Source organism: Erythrobacter westpacificensis (assembly GCF_039542285.1).
In the GTDB taxonomy this organism is placed as follows: Bacteria; Pseudomonadota; Alphaproteobacteria; order Sphingomonadales; family Sphingomonadaceae; genus Alteraurantiacibacter; species Alteraurantiacibacter westpacificensis.
Genome location: NZ_BAABHV010000021.1, coordinates 194,986 through 212,590, shown reverse-complemented (window position 1 = coordinate 212,590; position 17,605 = coordinate 194,986). Strand labels below are relative to the sequence as shown.

At 65.1% G+C, this 17,605-nt stretch carries 19 protein-coding genes; 10 read left to right on the top strand and 9 right to left on the bottom strand.

Going from position 1 to position 17,605, the window contains the following annotated elements; genetic code table 11:
• Positions 1-9 precede the first annotated feature (9 nt).
• From ABFX23_RS13875 to ABFX23_RS13850, 6 genes are all read right to left on the bottom strand, one after another.
• Entirely contained in the window at positions 10-513 is a 504-nt protein-coding gene (locus ABFX23_RS13875; RefSeq protein WP_346033597.1) for a hypothetical protein, read from the bottom strand.
• 248 nt (positions 514-761) lie between these two features.
• Positions 762-1,943, bottom strand: a complete 1,182-nt coding sequence (locus tag ABFX23_RS13870; RefSeq protein WP_346033596.1) for a CCA tRNA nucleotidyltransferase — start codon at positions 1,941-1,943, stop codon at positions 762-764.
• Positions 1,944-1,970: 27 nt separating this feature from the next.
• A complete protein-coding gene (locus ABFX23_RS13865) occupies positions 1,971-2,573 on the bottom strand; it encodes a CoA pyrophosphatase (protein ID WP_346033595.1) in 603 nt (200 codons plus the stop codon).
• A complete protein-coding gene (locus tag ABFX23_RS13860; RefSeq protein ID WP_346033594.1) occupies positions 2,570-3,127 on the bottom strand; it encodes a DUF1285 domain-containing protein in 558 nt (185 codons plus the stop codon). The genes ABFX23_RS13865 and ABFX23_RS13860 overlap by 4 nt, the downstream gene beginning before the upstream one ends.
• Positions 3,128-3,152: 25 nt before the next feature.
• A complete protein-coding gene (locus ABFX23_RS13855; RefSeq protein ID WP_346033593.1) occupies positions 3,153-3,671 on the bottom strand; it encodes a GNAT family N-acetyltransferase in 519 nt (172 codons plus the stop codon).
• A 63-nt stretch (positions 3,672-3,734) separates the two neighbouring features.
• Positions 3,735-4,937 (bottom strand): PQQ-dependent sugar dehydrogenase, encoded by a 1,203-nt coding sequence (locus tag ABFX23_RS13850; protein WP_346033592.1) that lies wholly within the window; start codon positions 4,935-4,937, stop codon positions 3,735-3,737.
• Here ABFX23_RS13850 and ABFX23_RS13845 point away from each other — a divergent pair.
• Together ABFX23_RS13845 and ABFX23_RS13840 are read left to right on the top strand one after the other, a co-directional pair.
• The gene (locus tag ABFX23_RS13845) at positions 4,936-5,571 is read left to right on the top strand and encodes a ribonuclease HII (protein WP_346033591.1); all 636 of its coding nucleotides are present in this window, start codon (positions 4,936-4,938) and stop codon (positions 5,569-5,571) included. The genes ABFX23_RS13850 and ABFX23_RS13845 overlap by 2 nt on opposite strands.
• Positions 5,571-6,482: an oxidoreductase gene (locus ABFX23_RS13840; RefSeq protein WP_346033590.1), complete on the top strand. Its 912-nt coding sequence runs from the start codon at positions 5,571-5,573 to the stop codon at positions 6,480-6,482. Before ABFX23_RS13845 ends, ABFX23_RS13840 begins: the two co-directional genes overlap by 1 nt.
• Before the next feature lie 12 nt (positions 6,483-6,494).
• Here the strand turns inward: ABFX23_RS13840 and ABFX23_RS13835 are convergent, their stop codons facing one another.
• Positions 6,495-7,187 (bottom strand): sulfotransferase family protein, encoded by a 693-nt coding sequence (locus ABFX23_RS13835; RefSeq protein WP_346033589.1) that lies wholly within the window; start codon positions 7,185-7,187, stop codon positions 6,495-6,497.
• A 134-nt stretch (positions 7,188-7,321) separates the two neighbouring features.
• Between ABFX23_RS13835 and ABFX23_RS13830 the strand changes: the two genes are divergently transcribed.
• From ABFX23_RS13830 to folP, 3 genes are all read left to right on the top strand, one after another.
• Entirely contained in the window at positions 7,322-8,686 is a 1,365-nt protein-coding gene (locus tag ABFX23_RS13830) for a sulfatase-like hydrolase/transferase (protein WP_346033588.1), read from the top strand.
• A gap of 210 nt (positions 8,687-8,896) precedes the next feature.
• Positions 8,897-10,033 carry a site-specific DNA-methyltransferase gene (locus ABFX23_RS13825; protein WP_346033822.1) on the top strand — a complete coding sequence of 379 codons (1,137 nt, stop codon included), beginning with the start codon at positions 8,897-8,899 and terminating at the stop codon, positions 10,031-10,033.
• Positions 10,034-10,209: 176 nt separating this feature from the next.
• A complete protein-coding gene (gene folP, locus ABFX23_RS13820) occupies positions 10,210-11,322 on the top strand; it encodes a dihydropteroate synthase (RefSeq protein ID WP_346033587.1) in 1,113 nt (370 codons plus the stop codon).
• Between the two features lie 6 nt (positions 11,323-11,328).
• On the opposite strand, the gene ABFX23_RS13815 is transcribed toward folP, so the two are convergent.
• Entirely contained in the window at positions 11,329-11,970 is a 642-nt protein-coding gene (locus ABFX23_RS13815; protein WP_346033586.1) for a hypothetical protein, read from the bottom strand.
• Positions 11,971-12,033: 63 nt separating this feature from the next.
• Positions 12,034-13,458 (bottom strand): sigma-54-dependent transcriptional regulator, encoded by a 1,425-nt coding sequence (locus ABFX23_RS13810; protein ID WP_346033585.1) that lies wholly within the window; start codon positions 13,456-13,458, stop codon positions 12,034-12,036.
• Between the two features lie 169 nt (positions 13,459-13,627).
• Between ABFX23_RS13810 and ABFX23_RS13805 the strand changes: the two genes are divergently transcribed.
• From ABFX23_RS13805 to ABFX23_RS13785, 5 genes are all read left to right on the top strand, one after another.
• A complete protein-coding gene (locus ABFX23_RS13805) occupies positions 13,628-13,750 on the top strand; it encodes a hypothetical protein (RefSeq protein WP_346033584.1) in 123 nt (40 codons plus the stop codon).
• Between the two features lie 17 nt (positions 13,751-13,767).
• The gene (locus tag ABFX23_RS13800; RefSeq protein WP_346033583.1) at positions 13,768-14,886 is read left to right on the top strand and encodes an NAD(P) transhydrogenase subunit alpha; all 1,119 of its coding nucleotides are present in this window, start codon (positions 13,768-13,770) and stop codon (positions 14,884-14,886) included.
• Between the two features lie 127 nt (positions 14,887-15,013).
• Positions 15,014-15,295 (top strand): NAD(P) transhydrogenase subunit alpha part 2, encoded by a 282-nt coding sequence (locus ABFX23_RS13795; RefSeq protein ID WP_120076631.1) that lies wholly within the window; start codon positions 15,014-15,016, stop codon positions 15,293-15,295.
• Between the two features lie 2 nt (positions 15,296-15,297).
• Positions 15,298-16,749, top strand: a complete 1,452-nt coding sequence (locus ABFX23_RS13790; RefSeq protein ID WP_346033582.1) for an NAD(P)(+) transhydrogenase (Re/Si-specific) subunit beta — start codon at positions 15,298-15,300, stop codon at positions 16,747-16,749.
• A gap of 88 nt (positions 16,750-16,837) precedes the next feature.
• Positions 16,838-17,530: an aspartate/glutamate racemase family protein gene (locus ABFX23_RS13785; protein WP_346033581.1), complete on the top strand. Its 693-nt coding sequence runs from the start codon at positions 16,838-16,840 to the stop codon at positions 17,528-17,530.
• The last annotated feature ends 75 nt before the right edge of the window (positions 17,531-17,605 follow it).

The window sequence follows — 17,605 nt, the reverse complement described above, 5'->3', positions numbered from 1 at the left end:
GCTGGAAGCTTAGCCGGCCTGTGCGGCCAGGGCAGCTTCGAGGTCGGCCATCATGATACGGGCGACGAGCGCGCCGTTCTGGTCGACTGCGAACATTTCCTTCGGCAGCGTGACCTTGCTTTCGTCTTCGCGCACGATCACGACGTTGGCTTCGTCGATGGTGTCGATGGTGCCCAGCGGCTGCGGATCGGCGGTGACGACGGCGGCGCCTTCGACGAGGGCAGCGGCAAGCGCGGCTTCGGCTTCGGCCAGCTGCTGTTCGTGCATCTGCACCAGCTGCGCCTTGGTGACGTTCAGGGTCGGGCCGGTTTCGCCTTCGCCGAACAGGTTGGCGGGCAGGGCGATCTGGTATTCGTCGACCGACAGCAACACGGCCTGTTCGTTGGTCTGGGCCACGGTGCCGATGGCGTTGCCGTCGTTACCCATCACGGTGTCGCCCACGTCCTGCGCCATGGCAGGGTTGGCGGCGAGGGCAGCAACGGCTGCGGCGGCGGTGAGTGCGATCTTCTTCATGCAAATAATCCCCTTCCATCCAGACCCTTCGCATGTGCGGGTCCGGGAGTTCTAATTCGTCCGACATGGCCAGGAATGGCGCCGGAAATGGCACACGGGCGGCAAGCACCCGGCCACTTGCCGGGGCAGACACAGACGGCGCAAACACAGCGCCGATCCCGTTAAAAAGCCTTCTAGCAGACGGCTTCTGAACACTACCTGCACCAGCCCGGCAGCCTATTTCAAGGAGAAATTGTAAGCGATGCGTACTAATTGTCGGCGGGCAATTCTTCGCGCAGCAATTGATCGATACGGCTTCGATCGGGGAAACCTTCTTCCAGCCAGCGGTTTTCGACCGCTCGCAATACGCGCGCAACTTCCGGTCCGGCACCCACCCCGCGTGCGACAATTTCGCCGCCTTTCAAGGGGAACTGCGGGATTTCCCACCTGTCCAGCGCCGCCGTCGATTGCTCTGCCAGAAGCAGCAGGTCGCGCGCCACGTCCATTCCTTCGCGGTAGGCGAGCACGCGGGCATCGCCGGGCCTGCGGGCGCGGGCGGCAAGGCGGGCGAGGCGCTTCTTGTGCGCGTTCGAAAGGCGCAGGCGCGCCGCAACCTGTTCGGCGGTCTTCGGTTCTGCGGGCAACATGGCGGCGAGGCGGCGGATCGCGTCGGGTGCCGCACCCTGCGCGGCTTCCGTACGCGTCAGCGTCAAGAGGCGGGCAAGGCCGTCCTCCTCCACCTCGGGCAGGATCACCGGCAGCACGCCGCGATCGAACATCCGGCGCACGGTGGGCACCGGATCGGCAAGGTCCAGCAGGCCGAGCAGTTCCATCGCCACGCGTTCTCGGCTGAGGCCCTTCAACGTGGGTGCCAGTGCGGCGCAGGCGTCCTCGCCCTCGTCATCCAGCACGGAGCCGAACCGCGCCTGGAAGCGGTAGTAGCGAAGGATGCGCAGGTGATCCTCGCGGATGCGCTCGCGCGCGTCGCCGATGAAGCGCACGCGGCGTGCGTCCAGATCGTCCAGCCCGCCGAAATAGTCGCTGATTTCCAGCGTTACGGGATGGGCGTAGAGCGCGTTGATGGTGAAATCGCGCCGTGCGGCATCGTCCTGCCAGTTGTCGGCAAAGGCCACGGTGGCGCGCCTGCCATCGGTGGCGACGTCCTTGCGCAGGGTAGTAACTTCAACCGGGCCGCCATCCACCACGGCGGTGACGGTGCCGTGATCGAGGCCCGTTGGCACGACCTTGATGCCTGCCTCCTTCAGCCGCGTCATCACCTCTTCGGGATGCAGCAGCGTGGCAGCATCGATATCCTTTACCGCAAGCCCCAGCAGCGTATCGCGCACCGCGCCGCCCACCCAGCGCAGGTTATCCGCGTCAAGCGCGGCAACAAGCTGCGCGAGGTCTGCGCGCTGCGTCCATTCGGCTTGGGAGAGAGTGGCTTTCGTCACGCTTCGCCTTGAGCACGAAGCGCCTCGCTATTCAACCAGATCGTCCACCGACAGGCGGTGCGAGAGGTGGGCGATGATGCCCGCCGTGATGCCCCAGATGCGATGGCCCTGCCAGTCGATCTCGACGTAGGGCCGCTCGTTGCCGTTGAACATGCCGATCTTGGGCTTGTGGTTGGACTGGTCGAGCAGGTGGCGCAGCGGCGCTTCGAACCAGTCGGCAACCTCGCGGGGGTCGGGCCGGATCTCGATATCGGAGGGGATGACGCCCAGGACCGGCGTGAGGCGGTAGCCGCTACCGGTGGCGAAGGTGGTTGCCTCTCCCACCACGCGCACGCGGGCGGGATCGATCGCGAGTTCCTCCTCCGCTTCGCGAAGGGCGGCCTCGATCACGCTCTCCCCCGCTTCCAGCTTGCCGCCGGGGAAAGAGACCTGTCCGGGATGGCTGGGCATGGTGAGGGGCCGGTGGGTGAGGAGCACGCCGGGTTCGGCCCGCTCCGTGACCGCAATCAGGACGGCGGCATCGCGCAGTTCCTGCCCCACCACGAATTCGCTGTCGTCCCGAATGCCCGCCATGCCGACGTGCTGCGTGTCGGCAAAGTGGCGATGCAGACGGTCGAACAGCAGGCTCATGCAGCAGGCACCAGGGAAAAGGTTTCACCCTGACTGGTGACGGCAAGCGGCTCGTGCCCCTTGTCCAGCGCAAGTTGTGCCAGTTGCATCCAGGTGGAACGGTCCAGCTTCGCCTCGCACCCGTGGCGCACGGCGAGATAGATCGACGGCGCATCGGCATCGCCCGCAGCACGCAGGGGATTGTCCGGCCCGGCGATCACCAGTTCATCGGTGTTCAGCCGGAACGCCAGTGCATCGCCATCATCGCGCATGTCGGTGGCAATGAAGGCGGCGTCCTCCACCTCGATCGTCTGCCGGTAGTGCGGGGTGACGAGGTAGTGCTGCCCGTCCTCCGGATCGCGCCACAGCAGGCTGGCGAAGGCGCGTACCATCGCGGGGCGGGTGATCGGGCTGCCGTCATGATACCAGGTGCCGTCCGCTGCGATGCGCATGTTGCTGTCGCTGGTCGCTTCCGGCTTCCAGGTGTCGACGGGAGGCAGCTTGCGCGCCTCGACCTGCTCGGCAATTTCCAGCAGGTTCATTCCGGCAAGGTCGGGCGGGATATCGTAGGCCATGGTTCACACCAGATGGCCATTGATGTCAGCCAAGCCAAGGGCCCAAAGTGCCGTGGTCGGGCAAAACGCCGGGATTGTCCGTGCGAACCAGCAGGCGATGCCGTTCGAACGGGCCGGGCAACTGCCAGTTCTGCGTCGGCGCGCCGTGAAAACCGAAGCGGCCGTAGTATTCCGGATCGCCGATCAGCACCTGCGGCAGCGGCGCGGCCGGGTCCATCGCGTCGAACATGGCGGCAAACAGCGCCTGCCCGAAACCCTGGTTGTGCCGTTCGGGCACCACGGCGACGGGGCCGACCATGAGCATCGGGTGGCGGCGGCCCTGATCGTCCGTGAGCGCGACGGGCCATGCCTGGATGGTGCCGACGAGATAGCGATTCTCGTCCACCACGGCGAAGCTCAATGCAGGCAGCCAGTCCGTCCCCTCGCGCACCTTGTATGCGGTGCGCGAATGACGGTCTTCCCCGAAGGCACGGTCGAGCAACTCCTCGACCATGGCGGGGTCCACTTCGGCTAGCGGAATCAGGGTGGCGGTAACGTCGGTCATAGGGGGCGCGCCGATAGGGCGGCGCGCCCACAGGCGCAACTGTTTCGCGCGTTACCTTTTCGTCTAACCCTTCGGCGTGAGGCGGATGAGGCGGCCCTCAGCGCCGTCTTCGATCACCCAGAGCGCCCCGTCCGGAGCTTGGGCGATATCGCGCAGGCGGCGCGGGAATTCGTAGCGCGCGGCTTCATCCGCCGAGTTGGCCGCGGCATTCACGGTGACGCGGCTGATCGACTGGGTGCGCAGGTTGGCGATCAGCAGCTGGCCTTGCCAGTCGGCGAACATGTCCCCTGTGTAGAAGGTCATGCCGCCCGGTGCGATCACCGGGTTCCAGCTGATTGCGGGCTTCACGAAAGGATCGTCCGCCGTGTGATCGGGAATATCGCTGCCGGAGTAGTTGTCGCCGTTGGAGCGGGTGGGCCAGCCGTAATTGTTGCCGGGCTCGACAAGGTTCAGCTCGTCACCCCCAGCCGGGCCGTGCTCCAAAGCCCACAGGTTGCCGGCGGGATCGAATTCCAGCCCCAGCATGTTGCGCTGGCCGTAGGACCAGATCTGGTCGGCCGGGCTGCCGCGGTCGGCAAAAGGGTTGCCGGCGGCGGGCGTGCCGTCGAGGTTCAGGCGCACCACGGTGCCGAGGTTGTTTTCCAGGTTCTGCGCGGGGTCCTGCTCCTGCCGGTCTCCGCTGGAGACGAACAGGTACTGGCCATCGGGCGAGAACGCGAGGCGGTGGGAATAGTGGCCGGGACGCTCGCCCGCGCGGCTCTGCTCCCAGATTTCGGTGAGGCCATCAACGCGGCAGGCATCGGCTGCGTCGCATATCAGCGTGCCGCGCCCGACAGCGGCCTTGGTGCCTTCGCCCGACTCCTTTGCCCACGACAGGTAGATCGTATCGCTGGTTTCATAGTCCGGCGCAAAGGCGAGCGCGCCGAGCCCGCCCTGTCCGCGATAGGCGACGGACGGCATTCCCGTAACCGTGCCCATGCGGCCGCTTGCGGGATCGTAGAACTTCATCGTGCCGGGCTTTTCGGTGATGAAGATCACGCCCGTGCCGGGCTCGAATGCCAGCGCCCAGGGCTCGTCGAAGGCGCCGTAGCTTGCTGCGTCGAAGGGAGAGGTGGACTGCAGTTCCACCGGCTCGCCACCGGCAACGGCGGCAACGGCTTCTTCGGTGGCGCTGGCGGACGGGGCGGTATCCCCGGTTGCGGCGCTGTTGCAGCTTGCGAGAGCGACGGTGGGGAATATGATGGCGGTCAGGACTTTGTTACGCATGCTTTCCGGAACTCCCTCGAACGAATTTTGTGCCTCGCTTGGCCCCGGCCCCCTGGTTGCAGGGGTGGACGAGGCGGGCCGCGGGCCGCTTGCCGGACCGGTTGTGGCGGCGGCGGTGCTGCTGTGCAAGCCCCGACCAAAGGGCGTAGGCGATTCGAAAAAGCTGACCGCGAAGGCGCGGGCCGAGGCGGAAGTGGCGATCCGCCGCCGCTGCGCCTTCGGCATCGGCGTGGTGGACGTGGAAGCGATCGACCGGCTCAACATCTTCGGGGCGACGATGCTGGCGATGAGCCTTGCCATGCGGAACCTGTGCGAAGTGCTGCGCGAGGATCGACTGGAGGCGCTGATCGATGGCAACCTCACGCCCGCCGGTCGCTGCGCCGAATGGCGCTGGCCCGCCCGCGCGATCGTGGGCGGCGACGGGAAGGAGGCCTGCATCGGCGCTGCCAGCATTCTCGCCAAGGAATATCGCGACCGGATGATGGCCGAGGCCGCGCGGTCGCACCCGCATTACGGGTGGGAGCGGAACAAGGGTTACGGATCGAAAGAGCATCTCGAAGCATTGCGAACACATGGACCGACGCCGCTGCACCGCCGCAGCTTCGCTCCGGTCGCGCAAATGGAGATGTTCTGATGAGTTTCACTTTCGGAGATATTCCGATCCAGCAGGGCCGCACGGCTATCGTCACCGGCGCCAACACCGGCATCGGGTTCGAGATCGCCCGCGCGCTGGCCGCTAAGGGCGCGCGCGTGCTGCTGGCCTGCCGCGATGGCGACAAGGCGGCGGACGCCATTGCCCGCATCGACGGCGGACGCGAGCAGGGCGGGGAGACCGAGTACCTGCACCTCGACCTTGCCAATCTCGCCAGCGTGCGCGAGGCCGCGGAGACCGCCGCGAAGGAAGAACGGATCGACATGCTGGTGAACAACGCGGGCGTGATGATGCCCCCGTTCTCCACCGCGACGGCCGGCTGCGAATTGCAGTTCGCCGTGAACCACCTTGGCCATTTCGCCTTCACCTCCCTGCTGCTGGACAAGCTGGCCGAAGAGGGTGGCCGCGTGGGGATGCAATCCAGCATCGCCCACCGCAATGCGGATATCGATTTCGACAATCTCGACGGCAGCAAGGGCTACGACAAGACGAAGTTCTACGGTCAGAGCAAGCTGGCAAACCTGCTGTTCGCCAACGAACTGGACCGCCGCCTGCGCAAGTCCGGGTCGAAAGCGCAGGCATTGGCCAGCCACCCCGGCATCGCGGCGAGTGAACTGACGCGCCACATCAAGGGGGGCAAGGTCTTTTCTTCCATCGTCGGCACGGTGCTCAACACGTCGGAAGAAGGCGCCTTGCCCGCGCTGCAGGCGGCCACCGATCCTGCGGCGGAGGGCGGCGGCTACTACGGCCCCTACGGCTTCAAGGAAACGCGCGGCAATACCTCCGGCCGTGCAGTGCAAAGCAAGTGCGCGCAGGACGAACAGCTCGCCGCGCGCCTGTGGGACAAGTCGGTGGAACTGACCGGGATCGACCCCGGCCTCGCGCCTGCTTAGGTTCTATCTGGCCTAGCCGAAGGCCTTTGCCCGCAATTGCTGGATGTATTCGCGGCCGAAGCGTTCAGCCTCGTCCGGGTCTGCCGGAATGCCGCCCATCTCGTCACTTGCCGCGCCGAGTTCGTCGCGGCTGTTGACGCGGGGGAAGGGCACGTCCGGCACCTCCACCCCCAGGAAATCGCACAGCGGCTGCCAGCCCATCTTCGGGTGGAATTGCAGCAGCCGCTCGGGCGGCAGGGTGTCGACCACTTGCCTGTTCCGCTTCACGTACCAGTCGGTCATGAAAGCGCGGTCGGTAATGTCGCCGTCGAAATGGTCGAAGATGACCCCGTTCATCATCGCTTCGACGGGTGAGCCTTTAAGTGAATCCATCATGCGCGGCGAGAAGATCGTTTCGTTGACGGAATCGAACCAGCTATCCGGATCGCGGGTGGTGAGCACCACCTTCGCATCGGGATAATACTCCGCCAGTTCGCGCCAGTAGCTGGCCGAAGGATAGTCGCTGGACGAGCGGAAGTTCGCGAAGATCGCGTCCCAGTCAGGATTACCGCGCGATGCCTCGATCCACGGCGGCACCTGCCGTCGACCATCGGCGAAGACTTCGCTCATGTGGTGACACGGTCCGAAGCCGAGGCGTTCCAGTGCGAACTTCATCGAGAACGTGGCGTTGCGGCCAAGTCCGGCGGCGATCACTTCCAGTGCCATGAGCAATACCCCCCAGTATTGCGCCAGTGTGCCCCAAGCAGGGCCGCGCGGCAACGCTCTTCGACAAGCGCTATCTTTACCGGCTGTTCACCAAGATTTCCTACAGCTTGCGGGCCGCCAACGGAGGAAGCATCTTGCCCGCGAATTCAGCGATCCTGAGAGATTTTCCGGCGCGCTGGTTCCTGTTCTGGCTGGTAATCCCGAACGCGGCCTTCATGCTGATGTGGTTCGTGGGCGGCCCGCCCATGGTGCCGGTGTTCGCACTGTGGGCGGTGATCGCGATTGTCGCCGCGCAACTGCCGTGGACCTGGCCCAAGCGGCTGATACTGGCAGGGCTGATCTGCTATGCGGCGTTCTATTACGTGTGCGTATTGTTCAATCTCGACATCGGCAAGTTCGATTCCCTGCTGCCGTTCCTGCTGGAAATCCAGCCGTTCCGTTCGCCGGAGTATATCGTCGCCTTCGCCGTCTTCGTCGCCACCGCCGGGCTGGCGCTGGCCAAGGCGCCGCACGTGCGCCGCTTTGCCTCGCCCATGTCCTATTGCCTCGCCGTGCTGGGCACCATGGGCCTGCTCACCGCGGACTACATCGCCACGAAGGACACCCGCAGCACCTACAGCCGCGTGCCGCCCGAAGGCGCGCAGTTCACGTCCGCTAGCACGCTCGCCAGTATCATGCGACCTGATGAAAGCGGACGTCACCTCGTTATCGTGATGGTGGAAGGCTGGGGCGTGCCCGTGGGAGAGACGGAGGAAGCCATCTTCCAGCGGGCCTGGAACCGCCCCGAGTGGCGAGACCGCTACGAGGTGACGCATGGCGCCGTGCCCTTCTACGGCTCCACCACCAGCGGCGAATTGCGAGAATTGTGCGGGCGTTATGCCGCCTATTCGCATGTCGGCCAGTTCGCCGAAGACTGCCTGCCCGCACGCTATCGCAAGGCGGGCTACGAAACCTCCGCCTACCACGGCTTCTCGCGCAATTTCTTCTCGCGCGAACAATGGTATCCCCAGATAGGCTTCGACGAATTCGCGTTCCGTGACGACCTGGCGGGGCGGGGCGTCTCGCACTGCGACGGCGTGTTCGCCGGAGCCTGCGACCGCGAAGTGCCCGCGCTGATAACGCAGCGCCTGAAACACGCCGACGCGCCGCAACTGGTCTATTTCCTCACGCTCAACACGCACTTGCCGATCAAGGACGATCCGGCGCTGGGCACCGACGACTGCCGCCTCGGCGGGCACGCATGGGCCAGCGCGAACCCGCAGCTTTGCCGCCTGTTCCTGCTGCAGGGCCAGCTTGCCGACGCGCTGGACGCGATGGCGATGGACCCCGACCTGCCGCCAACGGACGTGCTGGTGGTGGGCGACCATTTCCCGCCGTTCTTCGATCGAAACGACCGCAGCCGTTTCCAGCCCGGCGTGGTGCCGTGGCTGTTCCTTTCCAGCCGGGACAGGAGCCCCACCGTCATCGCCGGAGCCGACGATCCAGAAGCGGAAAGCTGACTTTTTTCGGTGTTTCCGGAGGTGCGAGTCCTCCCGGCCACACCACATAATGTCGAGTCCTGCAAAGGGCAGGGGACTCAATATCTTGTGGCGGACTCTTTTCGTTCCCTACGAAGGCTGGACAGGTGCGGCCAAATTGCACCTTGACCCGCGGACTCGAAGGACTCACACCCCTGTGGATAAGTGAGGGAAATACTGTTCATGGGCGAAATGACGAAGGTTCGCACGGCAAGGGTCGTGCGCAAGGCGAAGGCTCCCGCAGTCGACAAGGCGGACCTGCCACTGGGGCAGATCCTCGATGGCGACTGCGTGGCGGCGATGCGGCGATTGCCTGATAACAGCGTGGACCTGGTCTTCGCAGATCCGCCTTACAACCTGCAATTGGGCGGCGATCTCAACCGCCCCGACGGCAGCCATGTCGATGCCGTGACCGACGAGTGGGACCGGTTCGACAGCTTTGGCGCATACGATGCCTTCACCCGTGCATGGCTGGCCGAGTGCCGGCGCGTGCTGAAACCCGACGGCGCGCTTTGGGTGATCGGCAGCTACCACAACATCTACCGCGTGGGCGCGGTGTTGCAGGATCTGGGGTTCTGGATCTTGAACGACATCGTGTGGCGCAAGACCAATCCGATGCCCAATTTCCGCGGCACCCGCTTCACCAACGCGCACGAGACGCTGATCTGGGCGAGCCAGGGGGAAAAGGCACGCTACCAGTTCAACTACCGCGCGATGAAAACGCTGAACGACGAGCTGCAGATGCGCAGCGACTGGACTTTCCCGATCTGCTCCGGCGGGGAGCGGCTGAAGGACGATACCGGCCACAAGGCCCACCCGACGCAGAAGCCCGAGGCGCTGCTCTACCGCGTGCTGCTGGCGACGACGGAAGCGGGCGACGTCGTGCTCGATCCGTTCTTCGGCACCGGCACGACGGGCGCGATTGCCAAGCGGCTTGGCCGCGAATGGATCGGCTGCGAGCGGGAAGAAAGCTATCGCAAGGTCGCGCGCGCCCGCATCGACAAGGAACTGCCGCTGGACGAAAGCGCACTCACCACGATGCAGAGCCGCAAGACGCAGCCGCGCGTCGCCTTTGGCGCGGTGGTGGAAGCAGGATTGTTGAAACCGGGCACCGAGATCTTCGACAAGAAGCGGCGCTGGAAGGCGACCGTGCGCGCCGATGGCTCCATCGAGTGCGGCAAGGAAAGCGGCTCCATCCACCACGTGGGCAAGACCTTGCAGGATGCGCCCAGCTGCAACGGTTGGACCTTCTGGCATTACGAGGCAGGCGGCGAAGTGAAACCCATCGATGCCGCGCGCGGGCTCTACCTGCTGGCGACGGAGGACTGAGGTTTCCTACCCGGTGGCGCGTGCCCATTGGGGGCGGGATGAGCAGTCCCACTCAATGCCAGTTCCCGGCGCAAGGTAACACTTTGGGTGCGGACAGTGACACGAGGGGGCTTTCTTGCTCCAGGACACTGTTCCATGTGTTCCACATTAGTTGGAAAATGACCGAGAGACCCTGAATGGCCGACCAGATCTACATCCAGCCGCTGACCTTCGTGCCCGGACCGCAGACCGTGGAGGGTGAGGCCGTGCGGCTGGCGGGCGGCATGGTCTACGCCCGCGAGTTCGCGGTGATGCTGCGGCGCGACGGGCAGGTGATAGAGCGCCATATCGCCACACGGTCCACCATCGACGACGTGCTGGCTGCCATGCCCGAAGAGGTCGGCGCGGAAGGCGAGGCGCAGTGGTCCAACCTGCGCATGGCGCACACCCCGCTGGAGCTTGGCGCGCGAACGATCCGGCTCGACCAGCCGCAGGTGATGGGCATCCTCAACGTCACGCCCGACAGCTTCTCCGACGGCGGGGAGTTCATGGACAATCCCGATGCCATGCAGGCGCAGGCCGCCGCCATGCACGAGGCTGGCGCGGCGATCATCGACATCGGCGGCGAAAGCACGCGGCCCGGCGCGAAAGAGGTTTGGGAAGGCGAGGAGATCAAGCGCGTCGAGCCCGCCATCCGCCAGTGCGTGGGCATGGGCGCGGCCGTCAGTGTGGACACGCGCCGCCCGGCGGTGATGGAGGTCGCGCTGGAAGCGGGCGCGCACATCATCAACGATGTCTCGGCCCTGCGCTACGACCCGCGCAGCCTGGAATTCGCCGCATCCTCGGGCGCTCCCGTCGTGCTGATGCACGCGCCGGGGACGGGCACGGACCTGCACGCGGACCCGGACTATACCGGCGTGGTGTTCGACGTGTTCGACTTCCTCAAGGACGCCCGCGACCGGGCCATCGGTGCAGGCATCGCGCGCGAGAAGATCGTGCTCGATCCCGGCATCGGCTTCGGCAAGTCCCTGAGCGACAACCTCGCGCTGCTCAACGCCCTGCCGCTGTTCCACGCTCTCGGCCAGCCGCTGTTGCTGGGTGCCAGCCGCAAGCGCATGATCGGCGCGCTCTCGAACGAGGCACCGGCACACAAGCGGCTGGGCGGGTCGCTGACGATTGCGCAGGTGGGGATGGATGCAGGTGTGCAACTGCTGCGGGTGCACGACGTGGCGGAGACAGTGCAGGCGCGCAACGTGTGGCGCGGCTTGCGCGATGCGGCACTGACAAACTTCGCGATGCTCGGCGACTGACCGGGCTCAACCCGCCTCTTCGAGCTGTTCCTCGAACGAGCGCGCGAGGCTGCGCATGACGTCGTCCATCGCCTCGTCCGTTTCCGCGTCATCGGCCGACCCGTCGAACCGCCTAGCGAGGAGTATGGTGCGGTTTTCGATGCTGTAGAAGCGGTAATCGGTCCCGCCTCCCTCGGCCTCGGCGGTAAAGGCGAAGCCATCGGCACCGTCCAGGCTGACCGGCGACAGGTCGGTGCTGCCGATGTCCTCGTCCGCGAAAGCCGCGCGGTATTCGTCGATGGGGCGGGGCAGCAATGCCAGGGCAAGCCCGATCTCCTGCCTCGCATTGCATTCGCTGACTTCACCGGACTCGCCATACCGGCAGGCCTGTTCGCCCAATTGCTGCGCGCGGGCTTCGGGGATCAGCTTGGTGACCGGCATGGACTCTTCATAGGTCGGCGGGATCCGCAGCTCGATATCCGCCGCGGTCAGGGCATCCTGGTCGAACTCGTAGGTGAATGGGCCCAGCGTCGCTGTCTGCATAGCGGCAGTGGGCTGCGTTGCGGCTGTGTCGGGCGCCTCGTCGCCCGTGTCGGGCCGGCTATCACCACAAGACGCAACGGCGAGCGAAGCTGCGGCGATTGCCAGTGCGTATCGAAGTTGAACCATGTTGTGAAAGCGCGCCACGTTCGCTTGAGTTCCGCACGATTTCGCGACTTTTATGATATTTGTCTATGCGGCGTTGTCGATGCCGAGATCGCTCAGCTTGCGATACAGCGTCGACCGGCCAATGCCGAGACGACGCGCAACTTCGGTCATCCGGCCCCGGTAATGGCCGATGGCGAGACGGATTACGTCGGCCTCGATATCTTCCAGCGGACGCAGGTTGCCGTCTTCGGTGTAGAGCTGCACCCCCGCGCTTTCGCGAATGGGGCCGTTGCGCACCGGCTGTTCGGTCTCTCCGATAAGTTCGCGCAGTTGCGGAAAGTCTTCCGCGGTCAGCGCGTCGCCGTCGCAGAAAACGGCGGCGCGGAAAAGCACGGCCTGAAGCTGGCGCACATTGCCCGGCCATTCGAAGGCGCCCAGCAGGCGCAGCGCATCTCCGGTGATGCCAAGCGGGCGCAGGCCCGGCTGCTGGCCGATCTGGTGGAGGAAATAGCGCGCCAGTGCGCCAAGATCGCGGTCGCGCTCGCGCAGCGGCGGCAGCACGATGTGGGTGCGCGAAAGCAGGGCCAGCAGCTCGGCGCGGAAATGTCCGGCAGCCACCATGTCCGCCAGCGGAAGGTTGCTGGCGGCGATCACGCGGACATCGACCTTGAACCCGTATTGCGCGCCAAGCGGCTTCACGCTGCCGCTTTCTAGCACTGTGATGAGCCGGTCCTGCATCTCCAGCGAAAGCCGGTCGATCTCGTCGAGCACGAGAGTGCCGCCGTCGCAGTGCTGGAAAGCACCGTCCTGCCTGTCGAAAGCGCCAGCGAAAGCGCCCTTCTCATGGCCGAAAAGGTGCGATTCGAGGCTGTTGGCGGAAACGCATGCGATGTTGATCATGCGGAACGCCGTCTTCGCCCGCGGACTGGCCGCGTGCATGGCGCGCACCAGCATCTCTTTGCCGGTGCCGCTCTCGCCTTCGATCAGCACATGGCCATGCCCGCGCGCCGCCTTGGCTGCCTTGGCCAGCGCATCGCGGAAGGCGGGCGCGGTGCCCACCATCGTGTCGAAGTCCAGTTGCGAGGACATCTTTTCCGACATCGGGATAAGTTCGTCGCCCGGTGCCTCCCGCGTGGTCGCGTTGCGCAGGGCCTGCATCAGCCGGTCCGGCGAGACGGGCTTCACAAGGTAATCGGTCGCGCCTGCCCGCATGGCCTCCACGGCCAGCTGCGGGCTGGTGCTGCCGGTCAGCATCAGGATCGGCAGGGCGGGGCGGCGCGACTTGAGTTCCGCGATCAGTTCGCAGGCGCGGTCGCCGGGTACGCCCTGGTCGAGGATGACCGCGGAAAGCTGCATCCCCTGACGGGTGCCCAGCGTCGCGATCGCCGTCTCGCTGTCCTGCACCGACATCATGCGCCAGCCTTCACGGCCTGCAAGCGCGCCGACGAGGCGGCATTGCGCCGGATCCTTGTCGATCAGCATCAGCAGTCGCTGTTCGGGCTCTACCATGCGCGTCTATCCCCTTGGTCCGCCGAGTGCGGAATGTCGCACCTGTGACCTAGCAGGAGGGGGTAAAGAGCCGATTAAGGCAGTTCTTTCGCTTTTGTGCACTTGAGCAGGCAGGAAAGCAGCGATAGGACATTGGGCAACAGTTCAAACCCCAAAGGGAAGACATACCATGAGCAACCCGCACGACATGAAGGCGGCCAAGGGCACTTACGAGAGCTTTATCGGCACCCTCAAGTGGTCGGTGCCGCTGATCAGCGCCATCGCCTTGTTCGTCATCATCCTGATCGCCTGAGGCGCCGCATGGGGGGGATGAAAATTGCGGTCCTGAAAGAGCGCGCTGCGGGCGAAACCCGCGTCGCTGCCACGCCCGAAACGGTCAAGAAGCTCGCTGCCCTGGGCGCGAGCCTTGCGGTGGAGGAGGGCGCTGGCGAGGCCGCTGCCATCCCCGATGCCGCCTATGCCGAAGCCGGAGCCGAAGTAGGCCCGGTGGCAAAGGTGGTTGCAGATGCCGACATGGTGATGGGCGTGCAGGCGCCCGACGTTGCCGCGCTGTCCGGCGCGAAGTCTGGCGCGTGGGTTGCGGCGACATTCGATCCCTTCGGCCAGCGGGAGCGCGTGGAAGCCTATGCCAAGGCCGGGTTGGAGGCGCTGTCGCTGGAATTCATGCCGCGCATCACCCGCGCGCAGTCGATGGACGTGCTCTCCAGCCAGTCCAACCTTGCCGGATACAAGGCCGTGATCGCGGCGGCGGACCAGTACGGCCGCGCCTTCCCGATGATGATGACGGCGGCAGGCACGATCTCGGCTGCCAAGGTCTTCGTGATGGGCGTGGGCGTTGCCGGCCTGCAAGCCATCGCCACGACGAAGCGTTTGGGGGCACAGGTTTCGGCCACGGACGTGCGGCCCGAAACGGCAGAGCAGATCAAGAGCCTCGGCGGGAAGCCAGTGTTCGCAGAGGGTCTCGAAGCATCTGGCGAGGGTGGCTACGCAGCCGAACTGACAGACGAGCAAAAGGCCGCGCAGGCCGACTTGGTGACGAAACACATCGCCAAGCAGGACATCGTCATCACCACGGCGCTGATCCCCGGACGCGCCGCGCCGCGCCTCGTTTCCGACGCGCAGATCGCCAGCATGAAGCAGGGCAGCGTCATCTTCGATCTCGCCGTGGCGCAGGGCGGCAACGTGGAAGGCTCCGTGCCCGATCAGCTGGTCGAGAAGCACGGCGTAACCATCATGGGCTTTTCCAACACGCCCGCCCACCTGCCCGCCGATGCCAGCGCGCTGTTCAGCCGCAACCTGTTCAATTTCCTCAACGCCTTCTGGGACAAGGACGCGGGCAAACCCGTGCTGGACGAGGAAATCGGCGATGCCATCCGGCTCACACGCGGCGGCGAGGTGGTGAACCCGCGTCTACGGGCAGCCTCGTGAAGGGTAAGGGCATCATGGTGATCTTCATCATCGTGCTCATCCTGGTGGCAATCATTGCCTATATCGGCGGCCAGAACCTGGGGCGCTGGATGACTACGACCGAGAGCGCGGAAGGGGGCGCCTGACAATGGACTTCATATCAATCCTCTCGATCTTCGTGCTGGCGTGCTTCGTCGGCTACTACGTCGTCTGGTCGGTCACGCCCGCGCTGCACACCCCGCTGATGGCGGTGACGAACGCGATTTCCTCGGTGATCATCGTCGGCGGCCTGATCGCCTCGGCGGAAGCCGGCAGCGACGTTGCCAAGTGGCTGGGGCTGGCGGCCGTGGTGCTCGCCAGCGTCAATATCTTCGGCGGCTTCGCCGTTACCGAGCGGATGCTCGCTATGTACAAGAAGAAGGACAAGTGAGCATGCTGTCCTTCCTCGCTCCTGCCGCCGATGTGGCCGCGCACGGCCCGGTAAACCCGTGGGTGGCGCTTGCTTACCTTGTCGCCGGCGTGTTCTTCATCCTTGCCTTGCGCGGGCTTTCCAGCCCGGCGACGAGCCGCGCGGGCAACCGCAACGGCATGATCGGCATGGCAATCGCCGTCATCACGACGCTGGTAACGCACGATATCGCCAACATTGTCGAGATCGGCATCGCCATTTTCCTGGGCGGCATCGTAGGCGTCACAATTGCGCGCAAGATCGCCATGACGGCAATGCCCGAACTGGTGGCGGGTTTCCACTCGCTGGTGGGTCTTGCCGCCGTGCTGGTGGGGTGGGCGGCCTACCTTAACCCCGGCGCTTTCGGGCTGCTCGCGGGCGACGGCATCTCCGCCGTCAGCAAGGTGGAAATGGGCCTCGGCATTGCCATCGGTGCCATCACCTTTTCCGGCTCCGTCATCGCCTTTGCCAAGCTTTCGGGCAAGATGAGCGGATCGCCGATCCTGCTGCCCGGTCGCCATGTCATCAACCTGGGCGTGCTGGGCGCGATCATCGTGCTGACCGCGCTGTTTGCCCTTGCCGGGCCTGCCGACACCCTGCCGCTGATCGTGGCGGTGACGGTGCTGGCCTTCCTGATTGGCTTCCTGCTGATCATCCCTATCGGCGGGGCGGACATGCCGGTCGTGGTTTCCATGCTGAACTCCTATTCCGGGTGGGCCGCGGCGGCGATGGGCTTCACGCTTGGCAATACCGCCATGATCATCACCGGCGCGCTCGTCGGCTCCTCGGGCGCGATCCTCAGCTACATCATGTGCCGGGCCATGAACCGCAGCTTCATCTCCGTGATCGCGGGCGGCTTCGGTGCGGATGACAGCGGCGGCGGCAGCGGAGAGCCGCGCGAGCAGCGCCCTTACAAGCAGGGCAGCGCGGCGGACGCGGCATACATGCTGGAGCAGGCTGAGAAGGTCATCATCATCCCCGGCTACGGCATGGCCGTGGCGCAGGCGCAGCACGCCCTTCGCGAAATGGCGGACCTGCTGGAAGAGCGCGGCGTGGAAGTGAAATACGCCATTCACCCCGTCGCAGGCCGCATGCCGGGGCACATGAACGTGCTGCTGGCCGAGGCATCCGTCGAATACGACAAGGTGTTCGAACTTGAAGACATCAACTCCGAATTCGCGCAGGCCGATGTTGCCTTCATCATCGGCGCGAACGACGTGGTGAACCCGGCGGCGAAGACCGACAAGTCCAGCCCCATCTACGGCATGCCCGTGTTCGACGTGGACAAGGCCAAGCAGGTGTTCTTCATCAAGCGTTCGATGGGCGGCGTTGGCTATGCAGGCGTCGACAACGACGTGTTCTACATGGACCAGACCATGATGCTGCTGTCCGATGCCAAGAAGATGGTCGAGGAAATCGTCAAGGCGCTGGACTGACGCCGGAACAAGTCATGCGGGTGACACGTTCGGGGAACGGCGCAGGCCAATCCGGCCAAAGTAATAACCAGACGGGGGCATCCTGACCTTGCGCAAACTTGGCCTGATCGGCGGCATGAGCTGGGTTTCGACCCGCACCTATTACGAACGCATCAATCGCTTCGTGCAGCGGCAGGTGGGCGCGACCTCTTCTGCCCCCATGCTGATCGAGAGCCTCGATTTTGCGCGCGTCTACCGGGCGCAGAGCAAGGAAGACTGGGACCACGCGACCGATGTGATCGCCGAAAGCGCGCAGCGTCTGACCGATGCAGGCGCGGAAATGATCGTGATCGGCGCGAATTCCATGCACAAGGTTTACCGCAACGTTGAAGCGCGCGTTTCCACCCCCATCATGCATATCGCCGAGTGCGTGGGCGAAAAGATGAAGGCCGACGGGATCGAGCGCGCCGCCCTGGTCGGCACGCGCAACGTGATGACCGAGAGCTTCTATCGCCGCCGGCTGGTGTCGCACGGCGTGGACCTGCTGCCGCCGGACATGAACTACGTCGAGGAACTGGACCGCATCATTTACGAGGAACTGATGGTGGGCCGCGCCACGCGCGATGCCCAGCGGTCCCTGCGCTCCATGTTCACTAACCTGGAGAAGGACGGTGCGCAGGCGGTGATCCTGGCTTGTACCGAGCTGGAGCTGGTGGTGGACGTGGATGCCAACATCCTGCCGATCTACGATTGCACCGCGATCCATGCCGATGCGGCGGCCCAGTGGATCATCGGCGAATAATCAGCGGATAATCGACAGCGAATAGCCGCTATTTCGCGGCGTTCGCGCGCTGTTCCCGTTGCCTGCCTGCCTGCG

Coding starts and splice junctions, on each gene's coding strand:
- ABFX23_RS13860 (WP_346033594.1), bottom strand. CDS start 3,127: ATGGCCTACGATATCCCGCCCGACCTTGCCGGAATGAACCTGCTGGAA.
- ABFX23_RS13835 (WP_346033589.1), bottom strand. CDS start 7,187: ATGGCACTGGAAGTGATCGCCGCCGGACTTGGCCGCAACGCCACGTTC.
- ABFX23_RS13875 (WP_346033597.1), bottom strand. CDS start 513: ATGAAGAAGATCGCACTCACCGCCGCCGCAGCCGTTGCTGCCCTCGCC.
- ABFX23_RS13855 (WP_346033593.1), bottom strand. CDS start 3,671: ATGACCGACGTTACCGCCACCCTGATTCCGCTAGCCGAAGTGGACCCC.
- ABFX23_RS13815 (WP_346033586.1), bottom strand. CDS start 11,970: ATGGTTCAACTTCGATACGCACTGGCAATCGCCGCAGCTTCGCTCGCC.
- ABFX23_RS13800 (WP_346033583.1), top strand. CDS start 13,768: ATGAAAATTGCGGTCCTGAAAGAGCGCGCTGCGGGCGAAACCCGCGTC.
- ABFX23_RS13795 (WP_120076631.1), top strand. CDS start 15,014: ATGGACTTCATATCAATCCTCTCGATCTTCGTGCTGGCGTGCTTCGTC.
- ABFX23_RS13850 (WP_346033592.1), bottom strand. CDS start 4,937: ATGCGTAACAAAGTCCTGACCGCCATCATATTCCCCACCGTCGCTCTC.
- folP (WP_346033587.1), top strand. CDS start 10,210: ATGGCCGACCAGATCTACATCCAGCCGCTGACCTTCGTGCCCGGACCG.
- ABFX23_RS13845 (WP_346033591.1), top strand. CDS start 4,936: ATGCTTTCCGGAACTCCCTCGAACGAATTTTGTGCCTCGCTTGGCCCC.
- ABFX23_RS13805 (WP_346033584.1), top strand. CDS start 13,628: ATGAGCAACCCGCACGACATGAAGGCGGCCAAGGGCACTTACGAGAGC.
- ABFX23_RS13825 (WP_346033822.1), top strand. CDS start 8,897: ATGACGAAGGTTCGCACGGCAAGGGTCGTGCGCAAGGCGAAGGCTCCC.
- ABFX23_RS13810 (WP_346033585.1), bottom strand. CDS start 13,458: ATGGTAGAGCCCGAACAGCGACTGCTGATGCTGATCGACAAGGATCCG.
- ABFX23_RS13790 (WP_346033582.1), top strand. CDS start 15,298: ATGCTGTCCTTCCTCGCTCCTGCCGCCGATGTGGCCGCGCACGGCCCG.
- ABFX23_RS13840 (WP_346033590.1), top strand. CDS start 5,571: ATGAGTTTCACTTTCGGAGATATTCCGATCCAGCAGGGCCGCACGGCT.
- ABFX23_RS13865 (WP_346033595.1), bottom strand. CDS start 2,573: ATGAGCCTGCTGTTCGACCGTCTGCATCGCCACTTTGCCGACACGCAG.